Genomic DNA, 26,983 nt, shown 5'->3' with positions numbered 1-26,983 from the left:
TGGCATTAGTTTTCTGTGCGGTTTTAACATTTAAATTTGCCAGCAAATCTAAAAATCCTAACTATGAAGAAATTAGTTTTACTTGCCGTTTTTGTAATCGGCGCTACGTTTTATAATCAGGCTGAAGCTCAGACCATTTCAGATAACGCCATTGGAGTGAGATTTGGTGGTGGAGACGGTGTGGGAGCTGAAATCTCTTACCAAAGAGCCTTAGGAACCAACAATAATCGTTTGGAATTAGACCTTGGATGGCGTGATAACAGCGATTATGATGCATTTAAACTAACCGGTCTTTACCAATGGGTTTGGAATATTGAAGGCGGATTTAACTGGTACGCCGGTGCAGGGGCTGGTATCTTAGGCGTTGATGGCCAAAGAGGTGATGGTTTTGATGATGACGGTACTTATTTATTCCTTGCCGGTGATATAGGTATTGAATATAACTTTGATATCCCTTTATTGATCTCTTTAGATTTTAGACCTGAATTTGGATTCTTTAGTGACAATGATGTATTGAATGAATTTTCTCCAGATATTGCATTAGGAGTAAGATACCAGTTCTAGAGAATAATAGAGAAGATTGAATTGAAGAGGCTGTTTAGAAACAGCCTCTTTTTTTATAAGGTAGTGTGTAAAGCTCTTTGATAAATATCTTCATAAAGCGGCATTACATTTTTTATATCAAATTTTTCGGCAACACTTCTGGCGTTGTTTTTAAATTTCTCCAAGGTTTCATCGTTTTCCAGAATTTTTAATGCATTCGCCGCCATTGCCTGAACATCTCCTACGTCACTTAAATAACCGGAAATTCCATTTTGGTTAACTTCCGGAAGTCCGCCGGTATTTGTAGATATTATTGCAACTCCATTAACCATAGCTTCCAGGGCCGAAAGACCAAAACTCTCTTTCTCTGAAGGCAGCAAGAATAGATCAGAAAAACAAAGAATTTTATCTATTTCGTGGCTTTGGCCCAGGAACATTACTTTATCGGCAATATTGAGTTCGTCTACTAAATCTTCTGCCATTTCTTTTTCGGGGCCTTCCCCAACCATCATCAATTTCGCATCTATTTCCTTCTGAATTTCATAAAAGATCTTGATCACGTCATCTATGCGCTTCACTTTTCTGAAATTACTAATATGAGTAATAATCTTTTCTTTATTATCGGCCATCATTTCACGCTGGCAATCGGTAAAGGCTTTATTATCGTATTTACTGCAATCTATAAAATTGGGTATTACTTCAATTTCATTCCTGATTTTGAAGAATTTCAAAGTGTCTTCTTTTAAACTTTTAGATACCGAAGTCACTATATCGCTGTTATTAATACTAAAAGTCACCGCCGGTTTATAGAAAGGATGGTTTCCTACCAAAGTAATATCGGTACCGTGAAGTGTAGTTACCATAGGAAGGTTAATGCCTTCTTCAGCAAGCATTTTTTTCGCCATGTAACCCGCATATGCGTGCGGAATTGCATAATGAACGTGTAAAAGCTCAATATCAAATTGTTTTACCACGTTTACCAGTTTACTGCTAAGTGCAAGCTCATAGGGCTGATAATGAAAAAGTGGATATTCTGGTACGTGTACTTCGTGAAAACGTACATTGCTGGAAAGTTGATCTAAACGTACAGGTTGACTGTAGGTTACAAAATGTATTTCGTGACCACGTTTTGCAAGGGCCAGCCCCAGCTCTGTGGCTACCACTCCACTACCCCCAAAGGTAGGATAACATACAATGGCTATTTTCATTTAGCTCGATTTACTCACCTTAGTGAGAATTTAAATTACGACCAAGGCCGATTTTTTGTTTTCAAATTAAGTTTTGCAGGCCATTCACCCAATTATCTAAAAATCTATAGATTCGTAGATAACTTCTTGTATTCTAGATCTTACATCCTCCCTAATTAACTTCCTATTGGTAGAATCGGGAAAAGTTCTATTAGACAAAAATACATAAACAATTTCTTCTTCGGGGTCTGCCCAGGCAAAGGTGCCGGTAAAACCGCTATGGCCAAAACTTTCCATAGATAAGCAATTACAGGTTGGTCCTGAGCTTCCCAGTTGGGGTTTGTCGAAACCAACGCCACGTCTTACATTTTTTTCGCAATAATAACAGGTATTGAATTTTGAAATGGTTTCTTCTTTTAAATATTGTTTACCGCCGTACATCCCATTATTAAGGTATACATGCATAATTTTAGCCACATCGTTAGCGGTGCTAAAAAGACCGGCATGACCACCAATGCCGCCCTGTAATGCGGCTCCCTGATCGTGAACCACCCCATGAATAAGTTGCCTGCGCCATAGCTTATCAATTTCGGTAGGGACAATTTGTTCTAAAGGAAATCTTGACGTTGGTAAATAACCTGTATGGGTGGCGCCTAATGGTTTATAGATTTTCTCCTGTGTAAGATTATGTAAAGTTTGGCCATAATAACCTTCCAGATAATATTTTAAAATGTAAAACGGGAGATCGCTGTATTTATAATCTAAACTCCGTTCTAAGTCGCTATCTTTAATGATATTGATAATTGTATCTTTCATATCATTTCTAAGATACATTTCGTTGGCAACTTTGGTATTAAATTCAGCTGAAGGCCTTTTATGAAAATAATCTTCTGAAGGTAATCTTGTTTTTCTGTCTATTGTATTTATATGAAAAGGAATCCAGGATTTTAACCGGGCATAATGCATAAGCATATCCTGCAACCTGATATTTGCTTTATTCGAATTCTGAAAAACAGGCATCATTTCTCCAAGTCTTGAATCAAAACTAACAATCCCTTCTTCTTCCTGTTCCATAATAAGCGGTAAAGTCGCTAGAATTTTGGTTAGTGAAGCCAAATCGTAAACCGAAGTATCTGAAACCGGGATTTTCTTATCGTACGTATGATAACCAAAGTTTTTGTTGTAAACTATTTTTCCTTTTCGCGCTATTAGAATTTGAGCGCCAGGCGTCATTTCTTTATCAATAGCTTCAGTAATTATACTGTCTATTCTGTTTAATTTATAGGAATTTAAACCCACACTTTCAGGTAGTCCGTAAGCCAGTCTATCTATGTTTTGGGTTTGATAACCCGTACCTTCGGGAAAATTATTACCTATGCTTACAGGAAGTTTCCCTCTGGCCTCAACAGCCCCAAAAATTAGCTGGGCAGCTTTTTCCTGGGCTACGGGATGATTTTGATAATTAACTAGAATTCCTTCCAACTCGTTGATTCCGAGGAGTTCCCTTAAGGCATACGGACTCGAAAAAAGACTTAATACTGTTTTATTTTCTGTAGCAATTTGATTGATCCAGTGTAATTCTCCTGATGAAAATTTATAAGATGCCCAGGGACTGCTATTAGGCTTGTGATAACCTAAAATTACAAGATCATATTCTTCTAACTTCTTCTGTAAATCGCTTAAACGTGTTGCTGAAACCCAATCTATATGGGTGTATCTCTTTAATTCGTTTAAAAACATACTACCATCGGCATCGCCAAAATTTACATAAGCTATACGGGAATCGGCAATATCTTTAACCGGTAAAACGGCTTTGTTATTTTTAATTAGGGTAAGTGCATTTTCAAAGAGTTCTTCTAATAAAACCTTATCCCGAACCGAATTAAGTTCCTCAAAAATAAAATTCTCCTGAACGCTTTCTTGCTCGTTCAGTCCTGCCTTATATTTTGCCTGAAGTATCTTTTTTACAGAATGTGCTAATCTCCCAGGGGTAATAATATTGTTTTTATAAGCATTGATTAAAACTTCAGAAGCAACTTCAACTTTTTCAGGCATTAATAACACATCATTTCCTGCCAAAAATGCTCTTAATTCAGCATCCCCAGCTTCTGCATTATTGGTAAGGCCTTTCATATTAAGGGCATCAGTAAAAATAAGTCCTTCAAAATTCATTTTTTCCTTTAGAAGATCTGTGATTATCACTTTAGAAAGCGAAGATGGAGTCCTTGAATTTTCCTGAATGGCAGGCACGTTTAAATGTGCAACCATCACACTGGAAAGTCCGTGGGTAATTAAAGGATAGTATGGATAAAGTTCTAAACTATCCAGCCTTTCTTTTGAAAACGGAATAGTTGGTAAGGTTTTATGCGAATCGGTATCTGTATCGCCGTGGCCCGGAAAATGTTTTGCGCTGGATAATGTACCAACCCGATGCATACCTTGCATAAAGGCAAGCGATTTTTCGGCTACATTAATTTTATTCTCCCCAAAACTTCTATTTCCAATGATAGGATTATTAGGATTGGTATTAATATCTACAACCGGAGCAAAATTAATATGTACACCCAGTCTTTTAGTATGCCTGGAAATTGCGGCCCCTGCTTCTTCAATTAAATTATTATCCTGAATAGCCCCCAGCGTCATATTCCAGGGTAGCGTGAAGGTAGAATCAAGGCGCATTGCGAGGCCCCATTCGGCATCCATTCCTATAAGAAGTGGAGTTCTGGAAAGTTCTTGGAATTCGTTGGTTAATTTTGCCTGTCTTAGCGGACCGCCTTTAGAGAAAATAACGCCCCCAATATATTCTTCTGAAATTTGTTTTTTCGCCTTTTCAATATAAGTGTTACTACTTTCTGAAGCAACACTTATCATTAGCAACTGCCCTATTTTTTCTTTAAGGCTCATTGCATTATAGGTGCTATCTACCCATTCTTTTTGTGCAACGGTATCTTCTGCCAGCAAAGGATTGTTTTGTGCAGAAAGAGTAGAGCAAACAAGAAGAAAAAAGGTTAAGACAAAGATTTTCGGAGCGAAAGTGAATTTCATTAACTAACAAAACGCTTATGCCAACTTTCAGAAGCAGGAACCTCCCAATCTGAAAGAAATTCAGCTTTATTATTTACAAGATTATTAAATACAATGGTTTTAGAAGATACAGCTTTTTCTTTGGCCATTTTTCTAAAATCTGAAAGGGTTTTATAGGCGATAAACTCTCCCTGTTTATAAGAGACATTCATCTTATCTAATAGATCAACATTAAATTCTTTTTCCAATTGCTGGATAAAATGTACTGAAGCATCAATAGAACAACCGGTGGCTGCATTCATTTCCTGGTCTAAAGCCAGAACGATAAATCTTTTATATTTAATTAGATAACCGGCCTGTAAATCGGCTCCATGGGCCGTCCATTGAGTTACAAACTGGTCCAATCTTGATTTTATTTCTTCTAACTCTTCAGTAGTAAAAGAACGGTTTGCCTGGTATATCCAAACCCTTGAAGAATCGGGTAGGCTTTCGAATGGTACTAACATAAATTACTGAAATTATATTTTTACAAAACTAATTGATTTAAACATTGTCTCAAGGTTAGTTTTACCTTTTAACGTTTGATTTAAATCAAAAATTATATTTATAAAGTCAAAAAGCCCGAGAAAAAATCTCCAGCTTTTTAAGTTGAATTATTATATAAATGCTTAAAGTATTTTAGAGATCGTGGGCATTGGCAATAAGTTCTGCCACGTCCATTACTTCTACACTGTCTTCTTTGTTTTTTCCCTTTACACCATCTGTCATCATTGTGTTACAAAACGGGCAACCGGCAGCAATAACTTCTGGTTTAACCTCCATTGCTTGTTCGGTACGTTCTATATTAACGTCTTTATTTCCTGGCTCGGGTTCTTTAAACATTTGTCCTCCACCTGCACCACAGCAAAGCCCGTTAGACTTACATTTACGCATTTCTACAAGTTCTACTTCCAGTTTTCTAAGTAAGTCTCGAGGCGCTTCATATTCACCATTAGCACGCCCTAAATAACAAGGATCGTGAAAAGTGATTCGCTTTCCTTTAAATTTTCCGCCTTCAACCTTTAATTTTCCTTCGTTAAGAAGTGCTTTTAAAAACTGAGTGTGGTGCATTACTTCGTAATTTCCACCCAGAGCTGGATATTCGTTTTTTATAGTATTAAAGCAGTGCGGACAGGCCGTAACCACTTTCTCTATTTCATAACCATTAAGAACTTCAATATTTGTGGCAGCCTGCATTTGAAAAAGGAACTCGTTTCCGGCTCGTTTTGCCGGATCTCCCGTACAGCTTTCTTCTGTACCTAAAACAGCAAAATCAACCCCGGCTTCGTGTAATAATTTCACAAAAGCCTTGGTGATTTTTTTTGCCCTGTCATCAAAACTACCGGCGCAACCTACCCAAAATAAAACTTCGGGTTTTTTGCCTTCTGCCATATACTCGGCCATTGTTGGTACTTTTAACGCTTCTGCCATATCTAATTTCTTTTAATTTTATTCCAAAGACTTTTGGTAAGTTCGGTATTTAAAAATATTGTATTCGCTATTAAGAAATTAATTCTCTTTAGCCCAGTTTAATCTGTCTTGCTGGTTGTAAGGCCAGGGTGCGCCATTGTTTTCAATATTGGTCATTGCAATAGCAAGCTCATTTGGAGCGGCACTTTCTTCCATTACCAGATAACGACGCATATCTAAAATTATGGAAAGCGGGTCTATCCCAACCGGGCAGGCTTCTACACAAGCATTACAAGTGGTACAGGCCCAAAGTTCTTCGCGCAAAATAAAATCGTCTAGTAATTGTTTGCCGTTATCTTCGTATTTACCTTTTGTGTTAATGATCTCCCCTACTTCTTCCAGCCTATCCCGGGTATCCATCATAATCTTCCTGGGAGAAAGTTTTTTACCGGTTTGATTGGCAGGACATTCTGCTGTACATCTTCCGCATTCGGTACAGGTATATGAATTTAATAATTGAACCTGGTTAAGGTCAAAAACATCTGAAGCTCCAAACTTATCCGGTTCGGCGCCTTCCTCTTCCTCTGCCGGGGCAGCAAAAGGATCGGCATCGGGATCCATCATAAGTTTAACTTCATCGGTAACCGCTTGCAGATTGTTCATTTCTCCCTGAGGCTGAAGTTTAGATAAGTAAACATTTGGGAAAGCCAGGAGAATATGTAAGTGCTTGGAGTAATACAGGTAATTTAAGAAGAAAAGAATTCCTAAAATATGTAACCACCAGGCTGCTCTTTCAATAATGATGAGCGTTGCATTGCTCATTCCTTCAAAAATTGGAAGTAAAAACTGGCTCACAGGAAAACTTCCGGTAATGCCTGCTTCACTCGCATAATGAGGCGCTCCATTAAGCTGAAGCTGATAATCTGTAGCATTCATTACCAGAAAAAGTACCATAAGTACCATTTCAAAATAAAGAATGTAATTGGCATCATTTTTAGGCCAGCCCTTTAATTCGCGGCTTAAAAAACGATATATGTTTAAGATATTCCTTCTTATCCAGAATACAATTACTCCAATTAAAACTAGCAAAGCTAAAACTTCAAAAGAAGCGATAAGAACATTATAGAAACCACCCATAAAAGATAGCACCCGGTGAGTTCCGAATAATCCATCTATTATAATTTCAAGAACTTCAATATTTATAATAATAAAACCAACATAAACAATAACGTGAAGAAATCCTGAAACCGGTTTCTTGACCATTTTACTTTGCCCAAAGGCAATCCTGGCCATTTTTGCGAAACGCTCCCCTTTGTTATCGCTGCGGTCTACTTCTTTTCCTAATTTTATGTTTCTTAATAACCTGCGAATGTTTCGAATAAAAAAACCTATACCTACCACTAAGGCAATTAGGAATAAGACCTGGGAAATAATTTGCATAGTTGGTTATTTAATTGAATCCTTTTCTTTGGGTTCCTTATATGGTTTCGGGTTTTTACCGAAGACAGAGAAATGTACGTATCTTTTTGGATTCAGTTTTACGTCTTGTAGTAATTGTTCCAACTGTTTGGTAGCATTATCCAGGTTGTTATAAACGGCATCATCATTAATTAACTTCCCGGCGGTACCTTCTTTATTATTTAATTTATCTGAAACACTTTCAAAATCGGCTACCACTTTTTCAAGGTCAGCGGTGATTTTGCCAATATCCATTTTCGTTAAAGTATCAGAGAATGAATTGAAATTGGTAGTCATTTCATCAAGATTGGTAAATGTATTATCTATTTTTCCTGAATTTCTACCTACAATTCCTTCTAGCGTATTAGCCGTTACTTTAAATGAAGCTACCGTAGCATTAAGGTCTTTAAAAGTGTTTTGAATATTATGCCTGGTACTGTCGTTTAGAATTTTATTAATAGCTGTAACTAAAGAATCTGCACTTACTATAGTATTTTCAACTTTATCCTGCAGCGGAGTTAATTTATCATTTACCAACTCCATAATACCTTCTTCAGTATCGCTTTGTAATGTATCTCCAGATTTCGCCATTTCATCTATTTCGTAATCTGGAATAATAGCTAGTGATTTTCCACCAATAATACTACCTCCATAAATTTGTGCGGTACTGTTTTTAGAAAAATCGAAATCATTTTCTACGGTAAAGCTAACCACCAGGGTTCCCTGGGCATCAAGAAAGTTAATTTCGGTTACCTGCCCCACTTTAAGGCCGTTTATTGTTACAGCCGAGGAAGGTGAAAGCCCTTCTACATCGTTGTAAACTGCATGAAAAGTTCTACTGGAATCCAGCAGGTTTTTACCCTTTAAGAAACTATAACCAAATATTAATAAGAGGATAGCAATTATTGCTAATAATGCAGTTTTTACTTCACGTGTAAATTTCAAAAGCTATTTTTTTAGGAATATGGACAAATTTAGAAATAAAAATAGAAAAGAACCGTTAATTCACCTTAGATTTTAACGCCTCATTAACTGTAATCTTGCTGCCATCCTTAAAAGCAACAATATAACTTGAAGGATATCCATTCCGTTTTGCTTCATTATGAAGCTCATTTATTTTTATATAATCTGAAGTAGCTCCATAATAATATTTATACATACCATCTTCCCTTGCCCGCTCTACATTCTGCAAACCTTTAAAATTGTATGCTTTGGTTTCTAAACGTTTAGAACCTGCGGCAAGCTGAATTTTAAAGGTTATCCCTTCATAAATCTGACTTTGAACAGGCATATTTGAAGAAGAATTGCTCCCAACGCTCTCCAGGTTAGACAGGTTTATGGTATTGGCATATTTATCTATTGCTTCTACAATAGCTGCTGCCATTTTGTTTTGTCCGCCGGTACTGTTTAAATAAGGGCCTTCGTGATTATTGGTTAAAAATCCGGTTTCAATAAGAACACTTGGCATTACCGCGTTTTTAAGTACCAAAAACCCTGCTTGTTTTACTCCGCGATTTTTTCTTTTTAATTCGTTGGTGAAATTCTTCTGAACAAAATCGGCTAAAAGAATACTTTGGTTTAAATATTCCTCCTGCATTAGCGCCATTCCTATATAAGATTCAGGGGAATTAGGATTAAAACCACCATAAGTTACTTCGTAATCTTCCTCTAAAAATATTACCGAGTTTTCCTTTTTGGCTACTTCAAAATTTTCTGCGGTTTTATGAAGCCCCAATACAAAGGTTTCTGTACCATAGGCCTGAGAATTATGAGAATTACAATGTACCGATACAAAAAGATCGGCATCGGCTTCATTGGCAATGTGTGCTCTTTTATCTAAAGGAATAAAGACATCAGAATCCCGGGTGTATATAACTTCAATTCCATCCTGTTTTTCTAAGGCTTTACCAATTTTTAGAATAATGCTAAGCGCAATATCTTTTTCTTTAAACCCATTTCCCATATTTCCGGGATCTTTTCCTCCATGACCGGCATCTAAAACCACTACAAATCTATCCCGCGGCTTATCGTTATTTGCGAATAAACCCTGCAAGCTTGCAAGAAAAATGAAGAAAAATACGAAAAGTTTAAGTAGGTTCGTTCTCATAAAAAGGTAACGCTAAGTTTAGGCTAATTATTTTAATTACTTTTTTCAGGAAATCTCAAATCTAAGCTGAAAAAATATATGTAATTTTGAAATTGCAAAAAGCAAGCCATTCTTTACAAAAATAGCACTTAGAGCATTGCAAACAAACATACCTAATATACTTTTTCGCTGTATTTTTATACTGCTTCCTATCGTTTGTCTAAACGCACAGGAAATAGGAAATAACCAGGAAATAGATATTGAAGCCCAGGAACGAGATTCCCTGGTTACCGTGGGCGACTCCTTACCACTTGCTGAAACCATAAAGCTAACCGATAGTATCGTTGGAGATTCTTTGCAAACTCCGCAACAGGGCAATCAATTAATTTCTGATGCGGTGAAGTACCAGGCAACAGATTATATGCGAATAAGCCAGAAGGAAAACCGGATGTATCTCTATAATGAAGCACAAATTATTTACGGAGATATGCAGATTAATGCCGGGCTTATTATAATGGATAATGAAAAAAACGAAGTCTATGCCTATGGAATTCCCGACTCTACCGGCGCATATTCCCAAAAACCGGTTTTTGTACAGGGAAATCAAACCGTAGAACCAGATTCTATTCGGTTTAATTTTGATACGGAAAGAGCATTGGTCTATAATTCCAGGACACAACAAGCTAATTTTAATGTAAGAGGTGAAGTTACCAAGCGTGAAAATGATTCAGTATATTTTATGCAGAATGTACGCTTTACCACAGATGAAGATTTAGATAACCCCGATTATTATTTCTATGCCCGTAAAATAAAATTTGTCCCCGATAAAAAGATCGTGGCAGGATTTGTAAATATGTACCTGGCAGATGTGCCTACACCATTGGGGCTTCCTTTTGGATATTTCCCATTAACCGAAGAGGAAACTTCAGGATTTATAATCCCCAGTTTTGGGGATAGCCGGCGTGGTTATTTTCTTCAAAACGGAGGTTATTATTTCGCCATTAGCGACTATGTAGATTTACTAACTTTAGGAGATTATTATACCAACGGGAGTTATGCCGTACGACTGGAAAGTAATTATGCCAAGCGTTATAATTACCGCGGAAATGTAAGAATACGTTACGAAAATCTTTTTCAGAGTGAACGTGGTTTCCCCGATTTTGCAGAACAATCGGTCTATAACATACAGTGGTCACACAATCAGGATGCCAAGGCAAATCCTAATTCCAGGTTTAGTGCATCGGTAAACCTTGGGAGTAGTACTTATTATCAGAATTCTGTAAATCAAATGAATACCGGTAATTTCTTAACCAATACTTTAAGTTCTTCGGTTTCGTATAGTAAAACATTTCCCGGCGAACCACAGGTTAATTTAAGCCTTGCAGCCAGGCACCAACAAAATACCAGGACGCAAACTATAAATATGAGTTTGCCAACTTTGCAGGCGAGTATGACGCGTATTTATCCTTTTGCGCCAAAAACCGGGGCTAAAAAAGGATTAATTGAGAATATAAATTTTCAATATAATATAAGGGCCGAGAATCAAATTAGAACAACAGATTCCTTGTTTTTTAAACCTGAAATGTTTCAGGATGCTAATTATGGAGCGCAACATTCCATTCCGGTTACTACAAACTTTAAATTATTTAATTATTTAAGTGTTAGTGCTAATGCTAATTACGAAGAGAACTGGGTTTTTAGAACCTTTGAACAATCTTACGATGAATTTAATAACGAGGTGGTTATTGATACCATAAACGGCTTTGATTCCTACCGGACCTATAATTTTGGAGCCAGTGTAGGTACAACTTTATATGGATTAAAGAGTTTTGGAAAGGATAAAAAAATCCAGGCTATTAGGCACGTAATGCGACCTTCAATTAGTTATAACGTAAACCCTGCTTTTGACCAGTATTATGACACTTATGAGCGTATTGATCCTGCAAATCCTATAGAAACAAATATGGTAGATTATTCCAGGTTTGACGGCTCTTTATATGGTGCTCCTGGAAATAGGTTTTCAAGTTCGCTGGGGCTTAGTTTAAGCAATACCCTGGAAGCTAAAGTACGCTCTAAAGACAGTACAGCAACCGAACCGGAAAAAATCACCCTGCTGAATAACTTTAGTATGAGTACGGCATATAACCTCGCCGGTGAAGATGGCCAGCCTAAGCTTTCTCCAATTGCGCTTAGAGGTAGTATCCCGATAGTTCGAGATAAACTGGATATTAACGTTGCCGGTAATATGGATATCTATGCTTTGGATAATAATAACCGGAGAACCGATAAACTAAACATAAACAACGGCGGTAGTTTATTCAGGTTTACCAATGCTAACGTAAGTTTTGGTTATGCTTTTTCCAGTAAAGATTTTGAAGATGAAGGCGAAGACGAAAGTGAAGATGAAATAGACAACGATACTTATCGCGGTGGGGGAAGGCGCGATGATCTTTTTGGAAAAGGATCTGATTTAGAAGGAAAGTTTTACGATGAAGAAGAAGATCCTTTTGACGATGAAGAGCGTGGAGAAAGAAATGATAACTGGTATAATTACAAAATTCCGTGGGATCTAAGGCTTTCTTATACGATGACGTATAATAATACCGCGCGGCAAAATGAAATTACCTCCCACTCCATTATGTTTTCGGGAGATGTTGAACTTTCACCAAAATGGGTGGTTGGAGCTTCCTCGGGTTACGATTTAAAAGAATTAGGTTTTACTTATACCCAATTAAGATTTCAACGGGATTTAAATACCTGGCGGTTAAGTTTTAACTGGGTGCCTTTTAGCGAACGTAGATCCTGGTATTTCTTTATCGGGATTAAATCGTCTATCTTAAGTGATATTAAATACGATAAACGAAACGAACCAGACCGAAGATTATAAAATTTAAAAGTTTAAAATGATGAAAAAGATTATTAAAACCGACAAAGCTCCGGCTCCAATTGGGCCCTATAACCAAGCAGTTTTAACCGGAAATATGCTTTATATTTCTGGTCAAATAGCACTTAATCCTGAAACTAACAAGCTGGAAACCGGCGAACTTCAAGCGGAAACAACAAGGGTAATGCAAAACCTAAAGGCAATTCTTGCTGAAGCAGGAATGGATTTTGAAAACGTTATTAAAACTTCAATTTTTATAAGCGACATGAATAATTTCGCTAAAATAAACGAGGTGTATGCGTCCTATTTTAATGCCGAAACTGCACCTGCCAGGGAAACAGTTGAAGTTGCAAACCTTCCAAAATTTGTGAATGTAGAGATAAGCGCAATTGCGGTAAAAGATTAATAAGTACTGAAAAGATAAGCTTCACGCTCAAAGTAATTGGAGTAATAACCTTCAAAAGATTTCTGGTCTTTACCAAAATGTTCCATTTTATACAATCCGGCAAAAGCGAAAATATTAAAATCGTAATAAAAGATTTTGTCCATTTTCCGGAAGAAGCCAGAGCCATCTTTAAATTCCTCTAAAGGTTTATTTAAATAGGTGTTAAGTACATTGAAATCGTAATACTGAAATACGTGAATTAATTCGTGCGCCATGGTGGTATAATTAAATCCGCCGGCTTCCGGATTTAGTAATATTGCTGTACTTATTGCTCTGCCAAGGTAATAATCGTTATTATCCTCATATCCAAAAGTATTGTTTCCTGAAAATACAAATTCCCCAACCCTTAAACTTAATTCAGGTTCAAATTTGTTTTGAACTGCGGTGTAAGCGGTTAGAAGAAAAGACACCGGTTGGATCCTGTATTTAAGCTGAAAACGATCTTTTGTATGAAATTCTATTCGGTTAAAACCAATATTAAGGTTCCATTGTTCCCAGAAATTCCTATTGGAAGCGGCATTTTCTATTATTGAAGTTCCCGCCGAATTCATAAACTTTGCGGGCCAGCCATAAGTCAGGTTTTCCTGTTTGGAAATTCTTCCGGCAATAACTTTACTTTCGTAAACCAGGTAACCGCCAAGTGCGCCCTGGGCCATTCCTTTAAATAGCACTTTTCCTAACTTCTCCTGTGGTTCTTTATTTATAACTGCACCAACCCCACTAAAAATCGATCCTATTCCGATATTAAAAATAGCCGCCTCAGTATTATTGCTCTGTGATCGCAACGAGGAGGTTGAGATCATTAAAACAAGAATTATAAAAAGAAGAAAGCGTGGTGAAAATTTCAATAAAATCAATTAGGGTTTAGAAGGCCTGCATTAATAAACGGGCACTGGCAGGGTTTGTAGCAAGCGGAATATCATGTACATCACATAAACGCATCAACATAAATATATCGGGTTCGTGTGGGTGTTTGTCCAGCGGGTCTCTAAAGAAAATTACCATATCTACTTTACCTTCAGCAATACGGGATGCAATTTGTGCATCCCCGCCTAATGGTCCTGAAAGTAATTTTTCAACTTCAAAACCGGCAGATTCTGTTTTCGCACCGGTAGTACCGGTGGCGATTAAAGTAATATTTTTAGCCTGAAGGGCTTCCTTATGGTTGTTTAAAAACTGAACCATCTCAGCCTTTTTCCCGTTGTGGGCAATGATTGCAACTGTTTTCATAAATTAGACAGATAAAATATCAGAAATGCGTAGCAATTCTTTATTAATTGTAGGTTTTGATTTTAAGGCATTTACCAGTTCTATGGCTTTGATTTCATTATTCATCATCCCAACCATAATATCCTGCTGACCGTCCAGGGCAAGTTCTACAGCCTTTACGCATAGTCTACTGGCCAAAACCCGATCAAAACAGGTTGGGCTTCCCCCGCGTTGAATATGGCCTAAAACGGTAACTTTTGCATCATAATACGGTAAATTATCTTTTACGTAGGCCGCGAGTTCAAATACGTTTTTCCCAATTTTATCACCTTCAGAAACAATAACTATACTTGAAGTTTTTCCTGATCTACGACTGCGCTCCAGTGAGTTTAGTAAACGATCTAAACCAAGATCTTCTTCGGGAATTAAAATTTCCTCTGCTCCTGCTCCAATACCGCTGTTTAGCGCAATAAATCCGGCGTCCCTACCCATTACTTCTACAAAGAATAATCTATTATGGGAGCTGGCAGTATCGCGAATTTTATCTACCGCATCTATAACCGTATTTAAAGCAGTATCGTAACCTATGGTGTAATGGGTTCCAAAAATATCGTTATCTATAGTTCCTGGAACACCAATTACGGGAATATTATGTTCTTCACTAAACACCTTTCCACCTCTAAAGGTCCCGTCACCACCAATAAGAATCATTGCATCAATATTGGCTTTTTTGAGGTTGGCCGCAGCTTTTGCCCGTCCTTCTTCAGTAAGAAATTCTTTTGACCTGGCAGATTTCAGGATTGTCCCGCCCAAATTAATAATATTTCTAACGCTACGTGCATTAAGCTCTATATAATCGTTTTCTATCATTCCCTGGAAGCCTCTCATGAACCCGAGACATTCTACGCGATAGTAAGAACTGGCCCTTGCAACAGCCCTGATTGCAGCGTTCATTCCCGGGGAATCTCCACCGGAGGTCATTACTCCAATTCTTTTAACTCTTTTTGCCATACTTTCAATTTCTTGCCTAAAATTACAAACTCCGAAGCTACCTGAAAAGAAAAAAGAATAAGTTTTACTCGATAATCGAGCTAATGCTAGTTTTCATCGGGAAATCGAATATAATCGGGAGATTGTGGACGTGAGGAAGTTTCTTCATTCTCGGTTTCGCTATTTAAAGACTGAATTTCTGTATTAGCAATTTTTCTAATCAATTCTTTAAAGGTGTCAAAATCTACAGAATAAGATAAACCAACTCCTTGGGTAAAACCGATTTCCTCTCCTATAAACTGAATATTATTTTCCCGGTTAAAAACCTTGGCTCTTAAGCTGCCGTCTTCGTTTAAAAGAAAATCTATTTCAAGGTCTCCTACAATTATGGATTCGGTTACGCCTCCAATTGGTACACCCACCTGGCCATTAATAATCACGCGGTCATTAATTTGAGTTGAAAGGGTTAATCCAAAACGGTCTACGGTTTGCTGATCTGGAGTACGATCTCCCTGAACATAATTAACCCCAACCTGGAATTTACCATCGTCTCCCGCAAAAATATCGTTCACTATACTCGAAGCTCTTTCGGCCAAAGTTCCTGTAATTGCATTTTGTCTTAAACCGAATTCACTATAAAAAGCCCCCTGGGTTACCAGGAATAAAGCTTGAAGTTCTTTACTGGAGCGGTCGTCCATTCTATATTCTAACTCAGATCGAACTACAGAACTGGCGTTTGGAAAAGCAATATCAAAAGTAATATCTGGTTGTTCTATTTCGCCCTGAAGATTAATAACCACTTCAACCGGAATTTTCCTGTTAATCGAAGGGTTTTCAAGTAAAACTGCAGGGTTTGCATTTAAGGCATAAATTGCGCTTACATCAAGTTGGGCATCAGTTGGGTCTCCGTTCCAGTTGATACTCCCGCCAGATTCAACATTAAAAACCTTTTGTACTAATCCCGCATATTTAAAATTATAAACTCCTTCATATACTACAAAATCACCCCACATATTAAATTTTCCGTTAGTATTAATCTCCAAAAGCAAGTTTCCCGACCCACGACCCCTTAATGTGCTACCACTGGTTTGATCTACCACTACTTCTACTTCAGCATCATTTGTAACATCCAGGTCAAAAATAAGTTCCAGACCGGTGACTTCTGGAAGTTCAATAGATTCACCGGCTTCGCGAGCTGCTTTTTCTTCCGGACTTAAAAAATGAATGTAAGAATTATCTCCAACCGATTCTGTATCGTTCAACGGAATTTTAAAAACAGTTCCCCGTTCTGTTGTGGCAGTGACATCTATAACTAATTGATCGGTAGGGCCAGCTATACTGGCATCGCCACTTATAAAAGCAGTTCCGTAATACAGTGCATCTTCATCGCCTTCAGTATCTAAAACCAAGAGCCTGTCAGTATCAATATTCAGGTTTAGATCCCATTCTTTAAAATTTGTATGGCCTATACTTCCATTTAGTGTTCCGGTGGTTTTATACTTGGTATCTTCAATTTCAACATCATCAAATACAAATTCCTGCTGGGTTAAATTAACGACCGCTTCATCTTTAAAATCGAGGTCTATATTAAGGTATGGAACCCGTAAACCGGCATTTTCAAGACTTATTTCTCCCGAAAAATCGGGATTTTTGTAATTTCCGGAAACCTGCGCATTTCCTGATGCCCCTCCCCTAATATTACTAAGCACTTCCCCTCCTAAGGGACTAAAAGCAGCGAGGTTTAATTCGTCCAAATCTACATCCATTTCTATGGTTGGTTCACTCCCACTCACATTAATACTTCCTATTGCATTTAAGGATTCATTTCCGTTTTTACGCAAATTCGCATTTATATCATACTTTGTGAGATTTTCATTTCCTTCTACAGCAAGCACCAAATTACCCAGTAAATTATCGTTAATATTCAAAGAATCTACCCTAAGATTTGTATTGGGATAATAGGCCCCGTTTTCCTGAAGTAAATCGAATTTACCGTTCAATGTTCCTGCGAGATCAAGGCTATCTACGTGGGGAGTAATTTTGCCAATATCTACATTATCAAATTCCATTTTAAAATCTTTATAAGTAGAATCGCGCATAACGCCGCTAAGCCTTATTTCCTCATTTTTATGACTCATTACCAAAGAATCTATCGCAAAATCTTTAAAATCGAGGTCGAAAACTATTTTGTTGCTTTTATTACTTTCTTCGTTTACAAACCAGGTATTATTTTTAAAAGTAAGATCTGACCGCTGTACCCCAATAACCGATTTATTTTCTTCGTTAATGGTATGAAAGAGGTTAAGGTTAAAGAAATCTTCATTGTTGTTTCCGCCTTGAAATTCAGATCTTATAAAAAGTGTATCCCGCTGGGTTACGTTGATAAAGCTGAATTCTGAAAAGTTATAAAAATCTGTAGCCACACTGTCGGCTTCAAAATAAGTATTGTAAATAGGGTTGGTATTGTCTACGTTTAGATTAACCGTTTCCATCATATTTCCAAAAATATCTATTCTGGGAGAACGGAAATTCACTTTAAATTCAGATTCATCTGAAGCTAAATGCCCACGAATAAAAGTATTTGGCGCAAGATTAATTTCAGGATAAAAAACTTCTATAATCTTATTATATATATCAAAATCGAACTCAAGATATTGGTTGTTGGTAATGGTTCTGGGCTGGTAATTGGTGTAAATGCTTCCCAGGGAATTCTCAATTAAAGGTCTTATTTCTGAAAGATTGAAATCTCCAATAATCTCGCCGCTTATCACATCCGGAGAATTGATACTTAAGGTTCTTTCCCGGCCTTCAAAACTGGAAGTTATGCTGAAATCATCAAAAAAATAAAGATCATTTTGATTTTGATACGAAGTATTGAGCAATAAAATTTCACCAAAAGCATCGTCTATATCTGTGCCTTTCATATTCATAATCACGTCTCCTTTAAAAATGGAAAGGGTATCGCGAGAAACAAAATTAAGGGCGTTTAGATCGGCATAACCAACAGATGCCTCAAAATCGTAATTATTTATATCTTCAGAAAGGTCGGCCAAACCATTGAATTCCATTTTTAAATTAGGATCGCTCGCCATCAATAACCCGTTAAAAACCGGATTTCTAAGATTCCCGATAACTCTTATACTCTGGTAGGTATACCCGTTAAATTGCAGTTTAGAAATTTGGCCTTTTAACTCGGCATTCAGGGATTCAGCATCAAACCCGCTACCATCTATATCAAGGTTGAAACTGGTTTTACCAAGATTTTCATTATTGGCGAGTTTACCAATATTTACATTTTCAAAAATTAGTTTTCCTTCGTAGGTAACCTCTCTTGGGTTATCAAAACCACGTAAAACCAAATCAGCTTCAGCCGAACCTAGCTGCGTGTTTATAATCACATCGGCATCTAAATTTGAACCAGTAACTATGGCATCACCACGCATTCTTAAATTGCCAAAATCACGGAGATTTTCAGGGAGTTTTCCTTCAAGGTCACCCGGCAATAAATTTACCAGGTCGTAATAATTGGTGGTAAAATTTTCAAAATCTCCGGTAAGTTTAAAATCTTCACCCCCACGGGAAAAAGCACCTTCTACATTAACTTCTCCCTGAATACTGCTGCGATCCATTCCTGTTAATTGCAAATTGGGAAGAACAAAGTCATTTAAGGTTCCGGTAATATCTGTAGTTAACTGCATTATCTGGTCATCTCCAAAATTTGAATAAAAAGTTTGAAGATCTGTACTGGAAATAATACTTTCCGTAAAAGTTCCTGTCACTTCTACTTTATTTACAAAGTCTGAAAAATATTCCGTTTCATAATTGAATTCCAGGTCTGCTTTAACCAAAGACTGGGGAGTTTGAATCGTGAGATCATCAAAAATCATTCGCTGCGGATTATAGAAAAAATCCGTACTTAAATTATCTATTCTTAAGCCACGCTTTTCATAACCTTTAAGACCTTCAATATTAACATTAACCTCAGACCCTTTAATTTTTAAATCGGTGGCATAAATATTTAAATCATCCAGGACTACAAATTCGGGGTTTTCACTTTCTTCATTTACAAAACTATAATAGCCGTTATTGACTTCTACTCTATCTACCAAAAGTTCAAATTGTGTAGAATCTCCAGTGGGTTCAGTACTTAATTGCTGAATAAAATAAGCGAGATTATCCCTATCCTCTCCTTTATATTTTCGCATATTTAATTCTAACCCATCTAAATAGGTTTTTCCTAAATGTGGATTATTGCTAAAGAGGTTTGAAACCCCCAAAAGGGAAGTACGTAATTCTTTAGTAAAAATTAAGGTATCATTATGATGATCTTCAATGTAAATTCCGTTAATTTTCACCCGCCCAAAATACGTGAGGCTAACACGGTCTACAGAAATATTTACCTTGTTATTTTCATTAATTGAGGTAGTAATACGGTTTGCAATACCGGTTTGAACGGCGGGAATAGAGAAAACGATCAAAATTATGACAAAAAGTAAAACCAGCGCAACCACTGTTCTAGTTAATATTTTCCAGAATTTTTTGATACGCTTTTATATTTTAACTTTGTACACAATATTAACAATTTCTATGCCCCTTATTTCTTAATGGCTTCACAAAATATTTACATATTAGGGATCGAATCTTCCTGCGATGATACTGCTGCAGCTGTACTGCATAACGGCAAAATACTGTCTAACATTGTAGCAACTCAGGAAGTTCATAAACAATACGGCGGTGTGGTGCCAGAACTTGCTTCCAGGGCTCACCAACAAAACATAGTTCCTGTGATTCACCAGGCCATAGCAAGGGCAAATATCGGCAAAAAAGATATATCTGCAATTGCTTTTACACGTGGTCCCGGACTTATGGGCTCTTTGCTTGTGGGTACCTCTTTTGCAAAATCTTTATCGCTTGGATTGGGAATTCCGCTTATAGAAGTGAATCATATGCAGGCGCATATTTTAGCTCATTTTATTGAAGAAGAACATTTTAAAAAACCCACCTTTCCATTCCTGGCACTAACTATTAGTGGTGGCCATACCCAAATAGTAAAAGTTTCTAATTATTTTGAAATGGAAGTAATTGGGGAAACTACAGATGATGCGGTGGGAGAAGCTTTTGATAAAAGTGCAAAAATTCTTGGGCTGCCCTATCCGGGCGGACCGTTAATAGATAAATATTCAAAAGAAGGAAATCCCAAAGCTTTTCCTTTCCCCAATCCTAAAGTACCGGATTTGAATTTTAGTTTTAGCGGATTTAAAACGTCGGTGCTTTATTTTATACAAAAGCAGACGAAAGAAAACCCTGATTTTGTTGCTGAAAATTTAAAAGATATCTGCGCTTCAATTCAATTTTCAATTGTGAGGATTTTAATGGATAAACTAAAAAAAGCCGTAAAACAAACCGGAATTAATCAAATTGCTATCGCCGGCGGGGTTTCAGCAAACAGCGAGATTAGAAATGCGCTTATGGAAGCAGAGAAAAAATATAGCTGGAACTGTTTTATCCCAAAATTTGAATATACTACAGATAATGCTGCAATGATTGCCATTGCGGGACATTATAAATATCTGGAAAAAGATTTTTCAGATTATTCCATTACCGCACAGCCACGCTATAAATTTTAATCAATGCAACTTTTTTATACTCCAGATATAGAGAAAACCGATAAGCAAATTGTGTTTCCGAAAGATGAAAGCCGGCATATTGCAAAGGTTTTACGTAAAAGTGCAGGTGATATTTTAAAGGTAACCAACGGGAAAGGATTTTTATTCACAGCCGAAATCATCACTGCAGATTCCAAACAATGTTTGGCTGAAATTATTGAAGTTGAGGCGGAAAAACCAAAAAAGCACCAATTGCATCTTGTTGTTGCACCCACAAAAATGAACGATCGCTTTGAGTGGTTTTTGGAAAAAGCTACCGAAATTGGAATAGACGAAATCACGCCCATAATTTGCGATCACAGCGAAAGAAAAACGATAAAATTTAACCGCTACGAAAGGGTTTTACAAAGCGCGATGAAACAATCCCTTCATTTTAGTTTGCCCATCATTAATGAAGTAATTAGTTTTTCTGAATTTATAACAACTGAAACCGAAGGACAAAAATTTATTGCTCATTGCGAAGACGGAATGGAACGTTTTTCCCTGAAAAATCAAGCGAAACCAAAGGAAAATATAACAATCTTAATTGGTCCCGAAGGTGATTTTTCTCCTGAGGAAATAAAATCAGCAATTAAAAATGACTGGAAACCTGTGAGTTTAGGTGATAGCCGATTAAGAACTGAAACCGCAGCTATAGTGGCTTGCCATACCGTGGCACTTATTAACCAGAATTAAGCAAATAAAATTAACCGGTACCGCTGCATTTTTCTGAATTTTTCATCAGTTAGTATACTCCCTTTTTTATTGATATTTTTACCCAAATGTTGAATTTGAAAAAAATTTCACTCTTAATTGTTTTTCTGGTTTTCGGTCAGATTCTAACCGCACAGGAAATAGCGCTTTTAAAATATAATGGCGGTGGCGATTGGTATGCAAATCCTACTTCCTTACCCAATCTTATAAAATTTGCGAACAATAATATAGGGACAAATTTAAAAGCCAAACCTGCTACGGTTACCCCGGAAAATTCAGATATATTTCAATATCCTTTTGTGCATATGACGGGCCACGGGAATGTGGTTTTCAATGATAAAGAAGCCGAAAATCTTAGAAATTATCTATTAAGCGGCGGTTTTCTTCATATAGACGATAACTACGGAATGCAGCAGTATTTAGAAAAAGAACTGAAAAAAATATTTCCCGAAAAAACACTTGAAGAACTTCCCGCCAATCATCCTGTTTTTAATTCTGCTTTTAATTTTCCGCGTGGATTGCCTAAAATTCACGAACATGATAATAAACCACCGCAGGCTTTAGGTTTTTTTGATGAAAACAGACTTGTTCTATTATTTACCATAGAAAGTGATTTAGGTGATGGCTGGGAAAGTCCAGACGTTCACAACGATCCCGAAGAAGTAAGGTTAAAAGCTTTACAAATGGGAGCAAATATTTTAAAATACGTTTTTGAAAATTAATGGAACAACTCTCCCATTTTGAGGAAAAATTCAGCAAAGAAAAGTTTCCGGTTATTCTTCTCTTAGATAATATTACCGGAGAAGCAAATGTTGGTAGCATCTTTAGACTTGCCGATGCTTTTAATGTGGAGAAAATTGTTTTTGCAGGAACTGAACCAAATCTTAATAGCAGGAGACTTCAAAAAACAGCCAGAAATACCCATACAACCGTAGTTTATGAATTTACTGAAGATACCCCTGGTTATATTAAAAGTTTAAACCATAATAGTGAGGTTTATGCGCTGGAGATCACTTCAGTCAGTATTCCGGTGGAAGATTTTCAATATTCCGAAGAAAAAAAAGGCGTTATTTTAATCTTAGGAAATGAAGTTTCAGGAATAAGTAAAGAATTATTAGAAATTTCAGATAAACATTTGCATATCAATATGTTTGGGCAAAACAGCAGTATGAATGTTGCCCAGGCCGCAGGTATTGCATTATATGAAATATCAAAAACAATATTTGCTTTCACTAAGAAATAATATATTTACCTCGTGAACTCAAAATCGATTACTTTAGGGATATTAAGAGCGGCAGGAATAATGGTTGGCATTGTTCTATTGCTGTATTTTCTATGGGAAATCCAATCGGTATTGGTTTATATCGCTATAGCCGCGGTAATTTCCTTAATTGGCCGGCCTGTAGTTATTTTTCTAAGACAACGCTTAAAAATCCCCAATCAGCTTTCAGTGGTAATAGTACTTGTCCTCGTACTTTCAATTTTCGCTGGAATCATCCTTGTTTTCGTTCCTATTGTTATAGAACAAAGTCAATATCTAAGTCGAATAGATATGGATGCGTTTAGGAATGATCTTAACGAACTCAATAATCAAATTAATAGTTATTTAGGTATTGAAGAAATTAATATAATTGAAGGTTTAAAGCAAAGTGAATTTGTGAGAAACTTCGATATTGGTGCTGTTCCAAGGATTTTGAATAATCTTTTTAGTATTTTAGGTGCTACTTTAATCGCTATTTTCTCTATACTTTTTATTTCATTTTTCCTGCTTAAAGACAGTAAATTGATGTTAAACAGTATCCTGGTTTTTGCCAATCAGGGAGACGAGAAGAAATTTCAGCGGGTATTTAATAAAATTAAAATTTTACTATCTCGTTACTTTGTTGGGCTAACGCTGCAAATCACCGTTTTATTTGTGCTTTACGCCATTTTACTGAGTGTATTTGAAATCAACAACCCAATTGCTATTGCATTTATTTGCGCTTTTTTAAATTTAGTACCTTATTTAGGTCCCCTTTTTGCCGGAATTTTAATGGCACTTTTTGTGATTTCCAGTAATCTGGGAGCCGATTTTCAATTAGTTATTTTACCAAAACTTGGTTATATTATGTTGGGCTATGGTGTTTGCCAGCTTATAGATAATATGATTTCCCAACCTATGATTTTTGGTGCCAGTGTAAAATCTCATCCCCTAGAAATCTTCCTTATTATTCTAATCGCTGGAATTATGTTTGGAATTACCGGGATGGTTGTGGCCGTTCCATTCTACACGGCTTTAAAAGTGATTGCAAAAGAATCTTTAAGTGAATACAAGATCGTAAAACGACTTACACGAGACCTTTAAATCTTTAATTTTGAATAAAGCGATATTAAATGAGGAGATTCAGGAATTTCTTAGAAATAACCTGAAAACTACTGCTGCCGACTTAGCGCTACGCGGAAGTCCGTTTGCCGGAATTTCTTCTTCAGAATTGGCCCAACAATTAACAGGATTACAAAAAGCTGAAAATAAGTTACCAACCTGGTTTAAAAATTTCCAGATTTATTATCCCCCAAAACTAAATTTAGAACAAACTTCTTCTGAAACTACCTCAGAATACAAGGCTTCACTTGTAAAGGGCAAAACTTTAATCGATTTAACCGGCGGGTTAGGAATAGACGATTTTTTTTTCGCAGAAAACTTTGAAGAAGTAATTCATTGTGAATTAAACGCTGAATTATCTGAAATCGCAGCACACAATTTCAAACAATTAGGAAGAAGGAATATTTCAGTTAAAAATGTTGATAGTATTGAATATTTAAAAGGTACTAATCAAAATTTTGATTGTATTTATGTAGATCCGGCACGGCGTGATAATACCGGAGGAAAAGTCTTTAGGCTGGCAGATTGCTTACCATATGTACCTGAAAATCTTAATTTGCTCTTCAGTAAAAGCAATTGCATCCTGATAAAAACCTCTCCGCTACTGGATTTACAAGCCGGAATTTCAGAATTACAATTTGTAGCCGAAATTCATATTGTAGCCGTACATAATGAGGTGAAAGAACTCCTCTGGTTGTTGAAAAAAGAAAACAGTTCAGAAATTAAAATCCGGACCCTTAATTTTACTAAAAAAGGTCTCGAGGAATTTGACGGAATTTTTATAAATCTTACTGCTAAAGTAGAATATTCACTACCTCAAAATTTCCTTTATGAACCCAATGCCGGTATTATGAAAAGCGGACTTTTCAATGAAATTGCTTCACAAACACAAACTGCAAAACTTCACACTAACACACATTTATATACTTCAGAAAAAGAAATAAATTTCCCGGGAAGAAAATTTAAAATAATTGATATAGAGCGATATAAACCAGGTATATTAAAGAAAAAGTTCAGTAACTTAAAAGCTAATATTACTACGAGAAATTTTCATGAGAGCGTTTCTACTTTAAGGAAGAAATTCAAAATTAAAGACGGCGGGAAAAACTATTTATTCTTCACCACCAATATGAATAACGACAAAATTGTCCTGGTGTGCGAAAAGCTTTAAACCTTATTCTGTAACCTATCTTTTACGAATTCCACTTTAGTTTTTCCGTGTGGTGTTGGTTTGCCTTCTTCATCTAAGGTTACCATAATCACTTTATCTATCGTAATTATAGTAGAACGCGTCATTTTATTTCTAACCTCGCATTTTAAGGTAAGCGAGGTCGTACCAAATTTAAGCACCTGAATTCCAATTTCAACGATATCCCCCTGTCTCGCAGAATGCTGAAAATTAATCTCACTCATATACTTAGTGACACATTTAGAATTTTCCAGCTGAATAATACTGTATAAAGCACATTCTTCGTCTATCCAGGCCAGTAATTTCCCGCCGAATAAAGTTCCGTTAGGATTTAGATCTTCGGGTTTAATCCATTTTCTGGTATGAAATCTCATATTTTTGTTTTAAAAATAACCATAAAATATGGGCTGGTAAAAACTTTTCAAAGTTTTACCGGCTCCTTAAAATCAAATGGATTATATCAGATTTTAATAATTAAGAGTATAAGAATTTTTAAATTCTATAAATAATTCTTTGCAGCGTCAATAATTTGGGCGTGGTCAAAAGCTAATTCCGGTAAATCATCAACATTTACCCAGGAGGCTTCACCAGCATCATCTCCGGCTTTCAGTTCCTCCTCACAGAATATCCGGCTTACAAAGGCTATAGAAATGGTTCTTCCTCTTGGATCCCGACCCGGCGCTCCAAATGCTCTTACCTGTTCCATTGTTTTTACCGCGAGACCGGTTTCTTCCTCGAGTTCACGTTTTGCTGCGGTTTCTAAATCTTCAGATTCATTTATATAACCACCCGGCAATGCCCACTGGTCTCCATAAGGATCATTTTTTCTTTTTATAAGTAAAACCTTGAATTCATTATTTGCATTACAAAAAACTACACTATCTACGGTTACCGCTACTTCTTGCTGTTTCATTATCATTCTAATTTAAAGTTTTAGGTATTTTTATATCTGTTTTAAATCTTTTATTGAAGCGTTCTATAAAATATGCTGAAAGCAATGGCGAAGCCTCTTCTACATTCTGGTGTATAAAAAAGTATACATTTTCCAGGCCTTCTTTATGCCATTCTTCAAGCTTATCTAACCACTCGTCTAACCTGGTATAATCTGAACTGTGATTTGCGCCGTTGTATCTAATAAAAGCAGTGGTATTGCTTAATCGCATATGAATAAGATCGCGTCTCCCGGCGGTATCTGTAATTATATGTGCTACATCTCTTTTTTTAAGAACATCGTATAGTTCATTAGCGACTTTTTCATCAGCATACCAATCTGTATGTCTCAATTCTGTTGAAAGCGGAATCTCCTTTGGCCAATGAGCAAAGAAGCCGTCTAGCCTATCTATAAACTTTGGCGCAAAATTTTCAGCCATTTGTAGGAAAACCATTCCTAGTTTATCTTTTAACTGGAACAAATTTTTTACAAAATCATCAGTAAGCTCTTCAGTTTCATTAAGCCATTTTCTATGACTTATAAGCCTGGGAACCTTTGGGAAAAACTTAAAATTATCATCGGCTTTTCCATACCATTTTTCAAACTGTTCTTCAGGATACATTCTGTAAAATGAACCGTTGAATTCTATACTATTAAACTGTGAAGAGTAATAAACCAGTTCATCTTTTGTTCCTCGCGGATAGAAATTCTTCAGGTCTTTTCTACTCCATTTTGCACAGCCAATTCGCACATCTTTGAAACCACTTTTATTTCCATTCTTATTAAGTACTTTAATGGTGTCAGGATGGGTTTCAGGTAGCGTAAAATCTATATTCTCGGGATGTTCTACTTTTCCAAAATTCATTT

The 26,983-nt window shown here is 36.5% G+C and carries 23 protein-coding genes; 9 read left to right on the top strand and 14 right to left on the bottom strand.

Going from position 1 to position 26,983, the window contains the following annotated elements:
* Positions 1 to 63: 63 nt before the first annotated feature.
* Positions 64 to 564 carry a hypothetical protein gene (locus B5X53_RS07205; protein ID WP_079712556.1) on the top strand — a complete coding sequence of 167 codons (501 nt, stop codon included), beginning with the start codon at positions 64 to 66 and terminating at the stop codon, positions 562 to 564.
* A gap of 53 nt (positions 565 to 617) precedes the next feature.
* Here the strand turns inward: B5X53_RS07205 and bshA are convergent, their stop codons facing one another.
* The 7 genes from bshA to B5X53_RS07170 form a co-directional block, all read right to left on the bottom strand.
* Positions 618 to 1,751 carry an N-acetyl-alpha-D-glucosaminyl L-malate synthase BshA gene (bshA, locus tag B5X53_RS07200; protein ID WP_079712555.1) on the bottom strand — a complete coding sequence of 378 codons (1,134 nt, stop codon included), beginning with the start codon at positions 1,749 to 1,751 and terminating at the stop codon, positions 618 to 620.
* A 96-nt stretch (positions 1,752 to 1,847) separates the two neighbouring features.
* On the bottom strand, positions 1,848 to 4,775 hold the full coding sequence (locus B5X53_RS07195; RefSeq protein WP_079712554.1) for a serine hydrolase domain-containing protein: 2,928 nt from the start codon (positions 4,773 to 4,775) through the stop codon (positions 1,848 to 1,850).
* Positions 4,775 to 5,260: an ABC transporter ATPase gene (locus B5X53_RS07190; protein WP_079712553.1), complete on the bottom strand. Its 486-nt coding sequence runs from the start codon at positions 5,258 to 5,260 to the stop codon at positions 4,775 to 4,777. The genes B5X53_RS07195 and B5X53_RS07190 overlap by 1 nt, the downstream gene beginning before the upstream one ends.
* A gap of 172 nt (positions 5,261 to 5,432) precedes the next feature.
* Positions 5,433 to 6,224 carry a (Fe-S)-binding protein gene (locus B5X53_RS07185; protein WP_079712552.1) on the bottom strand — a complete coding sequence of 264 codons (792 nt, stop codon included), beginning with the start codon at positions 6,222 to 6,224 and terminating at the stop codon, positions 5,433 to 5,435.
* Between the two features lie 78 nt (positions 6,225 to 6,302).
* Positions 6,303 to 7,643, bottom strand: a complete 1,341-nt coding sequence (locus B5X53_RS07180; RefSeq protein ID WP_079712551.1) for a 4Fe-4S dicluster domain-containing protein — start codon at positions 7,641 to 7,643, stop codon at positions 6,303 to 6,305.
* A 6-nt stretch (positions 7,644 to 7,649) separates the two neighbouring features.
* Positions 7,650 to 8,606, bottom strand: a complete 957-nt coding sequence (locus B5X53_RS07175; RefSeq protein ID WP_079712550.1) for an MlaD family protein — start codon at positions 8,604 to 8,606, stop codon at positions 7,650 to 7,652.
* A gap of 55 nt (positions 8,607 to 8,661) precedes the next feature.
* The gene (locus tag B5X53_RS07170) at positions 8,662 to 9,768 is read right to left on the bottom strand and encodes an N-acetylmuramoyl-L-alanine amidase family protein (RefSeq protein ID WP_079712549.1); all 1,107 of its coding nucleotides are present in this window, start codon (positions 9,766 to 9,768) and stop codon (positions 8,662 to 8,664) included.
* A 136-nt stretch (positions 9,769 to 9,904) separates the two neighbouring features.
* On the opposite strand from B5X53_RS07170, the gene B5X53_RS07165 reads away from it, so the two are divergent.
* Both B5X53_RS07165 and B5X53_RS07160 read left to right on the top strand, forming a co-directional pair.
* Positions 9,905 to 12,634 (top strand): putative LPS assembly protein LptD, encoded by a 2,730-nt coding sequence (locus B5X53_RS07165; protein WP_079712548.1) that lies wholly within the window; start codon positions 9,905 to 9,907, stop codon positions 12,632 to 12,634.
* 19 nt (positions 12,635 to 12,653) lie between these two features.
* A complete protein-coding gene (locus B5X53_RS07160; protein ID WP_079712547.1) occupies positions 12,654 to 13,037 on the top strand; it encodes a RidA family protein in 384 nt (127 codons plus the stop codon).
* Here B5X53_RS07160 and B5X53_RS07155 read toward each other — a convergent pair.
* The 4 genes from B5X53_RS07155 to B5X53_RS07140 form a co-directional block, all read right to left on the bottom strand.
* A complete protein-coding gene (locus B5X53_RS07155) occupies positions 13,034 to 13,879 on the bottom strand; it encodes a hypothetical protein (RefSeq protein WP_079712546.1) in 846 nt (281 codons plus the stop codon). The two genes, B5X53_RS07160 and B5X53_RS07155, sit on opposite strands and share 4 nt — an antisense overlap.
* Before the next feature lie 61 nt (positions 13,880 to 13,940).
* Positions 13,941 to 14,306, bottom strand: a complete 366-nt coding sequence (locus B5X53_RS07150; RefSeq protein WP_079712545.1) for a methylglyoxal synthase — start codon at positions 14,304 to 14,306, stop codon at positions 13,941 to 13,943.
* 3 nt (positions 14,307 to 14,309) lie between these two features.
* Positions 14,310 to 15,296, bottom strand: coding sequence for a 6-phosphofructokinase (gene pfkA, locus B5X53_RS07145; RefSeq protein WP_079712544.1), 987 nt, complete (start codon positions 15,294 to 15,296; stop codon positions 14,310 to 14,312).
* Positions 15,297 to 15,382: 86 nt separating this feature from the next.
* The gene (locus tag B5X53_RS07140; RefSeq protein WP_232764146.1) at positions 15,383 to 19,753 is read right to left on the bottom strand and encodes a translocation/assembly module TamB domain-containing protein; all 4,371 of its coding nucleotides are present in this window, start codon (positions 19,751 to 19,753) and stop codon (positions 15,383 to 15,385) included.
* A 126-nt stretch (positions 19,754 to 19,879) separates the two neighbouring features.
* On the opposite strand from B5X53_RS07140, the gene tsaD reads away from it, so the two are divergent.
* From tsaD to B5X53_RS07110, 6 genes are all read left to right on the top strand, one after another.
* Positions 19,880 to 20,902: a tRNA (adenosine(37)-N6)-threonylcarbamoyltransferase complex transferase subunit TsaD gene (gene tsaD / locus B5X53_RS07135; protein WP_079712542.1), complete on the top strand. Its 1,023-nt coding sequence runs from the start codon at positions 19,880 to 19,882 to the stop codon at positions 20,900 to 20,902.
* A gap of 3 nt (positions 20,903 to 20,905) precedes the next feature.
* Positions 20,906 to 21,616, top strand: coding sequence for a 16S rRNA (uracil(1498)-N(3))-methyltransferase (locus B5X53_RS07130; protein WP_079712541.1), 711 nt, complete (start codon positions 20,906 to 20,908; stop codon positions 21,614 to 21,616).
* Positions 21,617 to 21,711: 95 nt separating this feature from the next.
* On the top strand, positions 21,712 to 22,356 hold the full coding sequence (locus tag B5X53_RS07125; protein WP_394341616.1) for a DUF4159 domain-containing protein: 645 nt from the start codon (positions 21,712 to 21,714) through the stop codon (positions 22,354 to 22,356).
* Positions 22,356 to 22,877 (top strand): TrmH family RNA methyltransferase, encoded by a 522-nt coding sequence (locus B5X53_RS07120; RefSeq protein WP_079712539.1) that lies wholly within the window; start codon positions 22,356 to 22,358, stop codon positions 22,875 to 22,877. The genes B5X53_RS07125 and B5X53_RS07120 overlap by 1 nt, the downstream gene beginning before the upstream one ends.
* Positions 22,878 to 22,937: 60 nt before the next feature.
* Positions 22,938 to 23,978: an AI-2E family transporter gene (locus B5X53_RS07115; RefSeq protein ID WP_394341618.1), complete on the top strand. Its 1,041-nt coding sequence runs from the start codon at positions 22,938 to 22,940 to the stop codon at positions 23,976 to 23,978.
* A gap of 10 nt (positions 23,979 to 23,988) precedes the next feature.
* Positions 23,989 to 25,167 (top strand): class I SAM-dependent methyltransferase, encoded by a 1,179-nt coding sequence (locus B5X53_RS07110; RefSeq protein WP_079712537.1) that lies wholly within the window; start codon positions 23,989 to 23,991, stop codon positions 25,165 to 25,167.
* On the opposite strand, the gene B5X53_RS07105 is transcribed toward B5X53_RS07110, so the two are convergent.
* From B5X53_RS07105 to B5X53_RS07095, 3 genes are all read right to left on the bottom strand, one after another.
* Positions 25,164 to 25,559: an acyl-CoA thioesterase gene (locus tag B5X53_RS07105; RefSeq protein ID WP_079712536.1), complete on the bottom strand. Its 396-nt coding sequence runs from the start codon at positions 25,557 to 25,559 to the stop codon at positions 25,164 to 25,166. The genes B5X53_RS07110 and B5X53_RS07105 overlap by 4 nt on opposite strands.
* 125 nt (positions 25,560 to 25,684) lie before the next feature.
* A complete protein-coding gene (locus tag B5X53_RS07100) occupies positions 25,685 to 26,098 on the bottom strand; it encodes an NUDIX domain-containing protein (RefSeq protein ID WP_079712596.1) in 414 nt (137 codons plus the stop codon).
* A 7-nt stretch (positions 26,099 to 26,105) separates the two neighbouring features.
* Complete coding sequence (locus B5X53_RS07095; RefSeq protein ID WP_079712535.1) at positions 26,106 to 26,981, bottom strand: DUF72 domain-containing protein; 876 nt, start codon at positions 26,979 to 26,981, stop codon at positions 26,106 to 26,108.
* Positions 26,982 to 26,983: the final 2 nt, after the last annotated feature.

This window comes from Salegentibacter salinarum (genome assembly GCF_900168115.1).
Classification (GTDB): Bacteria; Bacteroidota; Bacteroidia; order Flavobacteriales; family Flavobacteriaceae; genus Salegentibacter; species Salegentibacter salinarum.
Note: the sequence above shows the minus strand (reverse complement) of the source record. Positions and strands in the feature narration are given on the sequence as shown.

What these genes read in the sequence shown, in the direction of transcription:
- B5X53_RS07205 (WP_079712556.1), top strand. Translation starts at nt 64, where the DNA reads ATGAAGAAATTAGTTTTACTTGCCGTTTTTGTAATCGGCGCTACGTTT.
- bshA (WP_079712555.1), bottom strand. Translation starts at nt 1,751, where the DNA reads ATGAAAATAGCCATTGTATGTTATCCTACCTTTGGGGGTAGTGGAGTG.
- B5X53_RS07195 (WP_079712554.1), bottom strand. Translation starts at nt 4,775, where the DNA reads ATGAAATTCACTTTCGCTCCGAAAATCTTTGTCTTAACCTTTTTTCTT.
- B5X53_RS07190 (WP_079712553.1), bottom strand. Translation starts at nt 5,260, where the DNA reads ATGTTAGTACCATTCGAAAGCCTACCCGATTCTTCAAGGGTTTGGATA.
- B5X53_RS07185 (WP_079712552.1), bottom strand. Translation starts at nt 6,224, where the DNA reads ATGGCAGAAGCGTTAAAAGTACCAACAATGGCCGAGTATATGGCAGAA.
- B5X53_RS07180 (WP_079712551.1), bottom strand. Translation starts at nt 7,643, where the DNA reads ATGCAAATTATTTCCCAGGTCTTATTCCTAATTGCCTTAGTGGTAGGT.
- B5X53_RS07170 (WP_079712549.1), bottom strand. Translation starts at nt 9,768, where the DNA reads ATGAGAACGAACCTACTTAAACTTTTCGTATTTTTCTTCATTTTTCTT.
- B5X53_RS07160 (WP_079712547.1), top strand. Translation starts at nt 12,654, where the DNA reads ATGAAAAAGATTATTAAAACCGACAAAGCTCCGGCTCCAATTGGGCCC.
- B5X53_RS07155 (WP_079712546.1), bottom strand. Translation starts at nt 13,879, where the DNA reads ATGATCTCAACCTCCTCGTTGCGATCACAGAGCAATAATACTGAGGCG.
- B5X53_RS07150 (WP_079712545.1), bottom strand. Translation starts at nt 14,306, where the DNA reads ATGAAAACAGTTGCAATCATTGCCCACAACGGGAAAAAGGCTGAGATG.
- pfkA (WP_079712544.1), bottom strand. Translation starts at nt 15,296, where the DNA reads ATGGCAAAAAGAGTTAAAAGAATTGGAGTAATGACCTCCGGTGGAGAT.
- tsaD (WP_079712542.1), top strand. Translation starts at nt 19,880, where the DNA reads ATGGCTTCACAAAATATTTACATATTAGGGATCGAATCTTCCTGCGAT.
- B5X53_RS07130 (WP_079712541.1), top strand. Translation starts at nt 20,906, where the DNA reads ATGCAACTTTTTTATACTCCAGATATAGAGAAAACCGATAAGCAAATT.
- B5X53_RS07120 (WP_079712539.1), top strand. Translation starts at nt 22,356, where the DNA reads ATGGAACAACTCTCCCATTTTGAGGAAAAATTCAGCAAAGAAAAGTTT.
- B5X53_RS07115 (WP_394341618.1), top strand. Translation starts at nt 22,938, where the DNA reads ATGGTTGGCATTGTTCTATTGCTGTATTTTCTATGGGAAATCCAATCG.
- B5X53_RS07105 (WP_079712536.1), bottom strand. Translation starts at nt 25,559, where the DNA reads ATGAGATTTCATACCAGAAAATGGATTAAACCCGAAGATCTAAATCCT.
- B5X53_RS07100 (WP_079712596.1), bottom strand. Translation starts at nt 26,098, where the DNA reads ATGAAACAGCAAGAAGTAGCGGTAACCGTAGATAGTGTAGTTTTTTGT.
- B5X53_RS07095 (WP_079712535.1), bottom strand. Translation starts at nt 26,981, where the DNA reads ATGAATTTTGGAAAAGTAGAACATCCCGAGAATATAGATTTTACGCTA.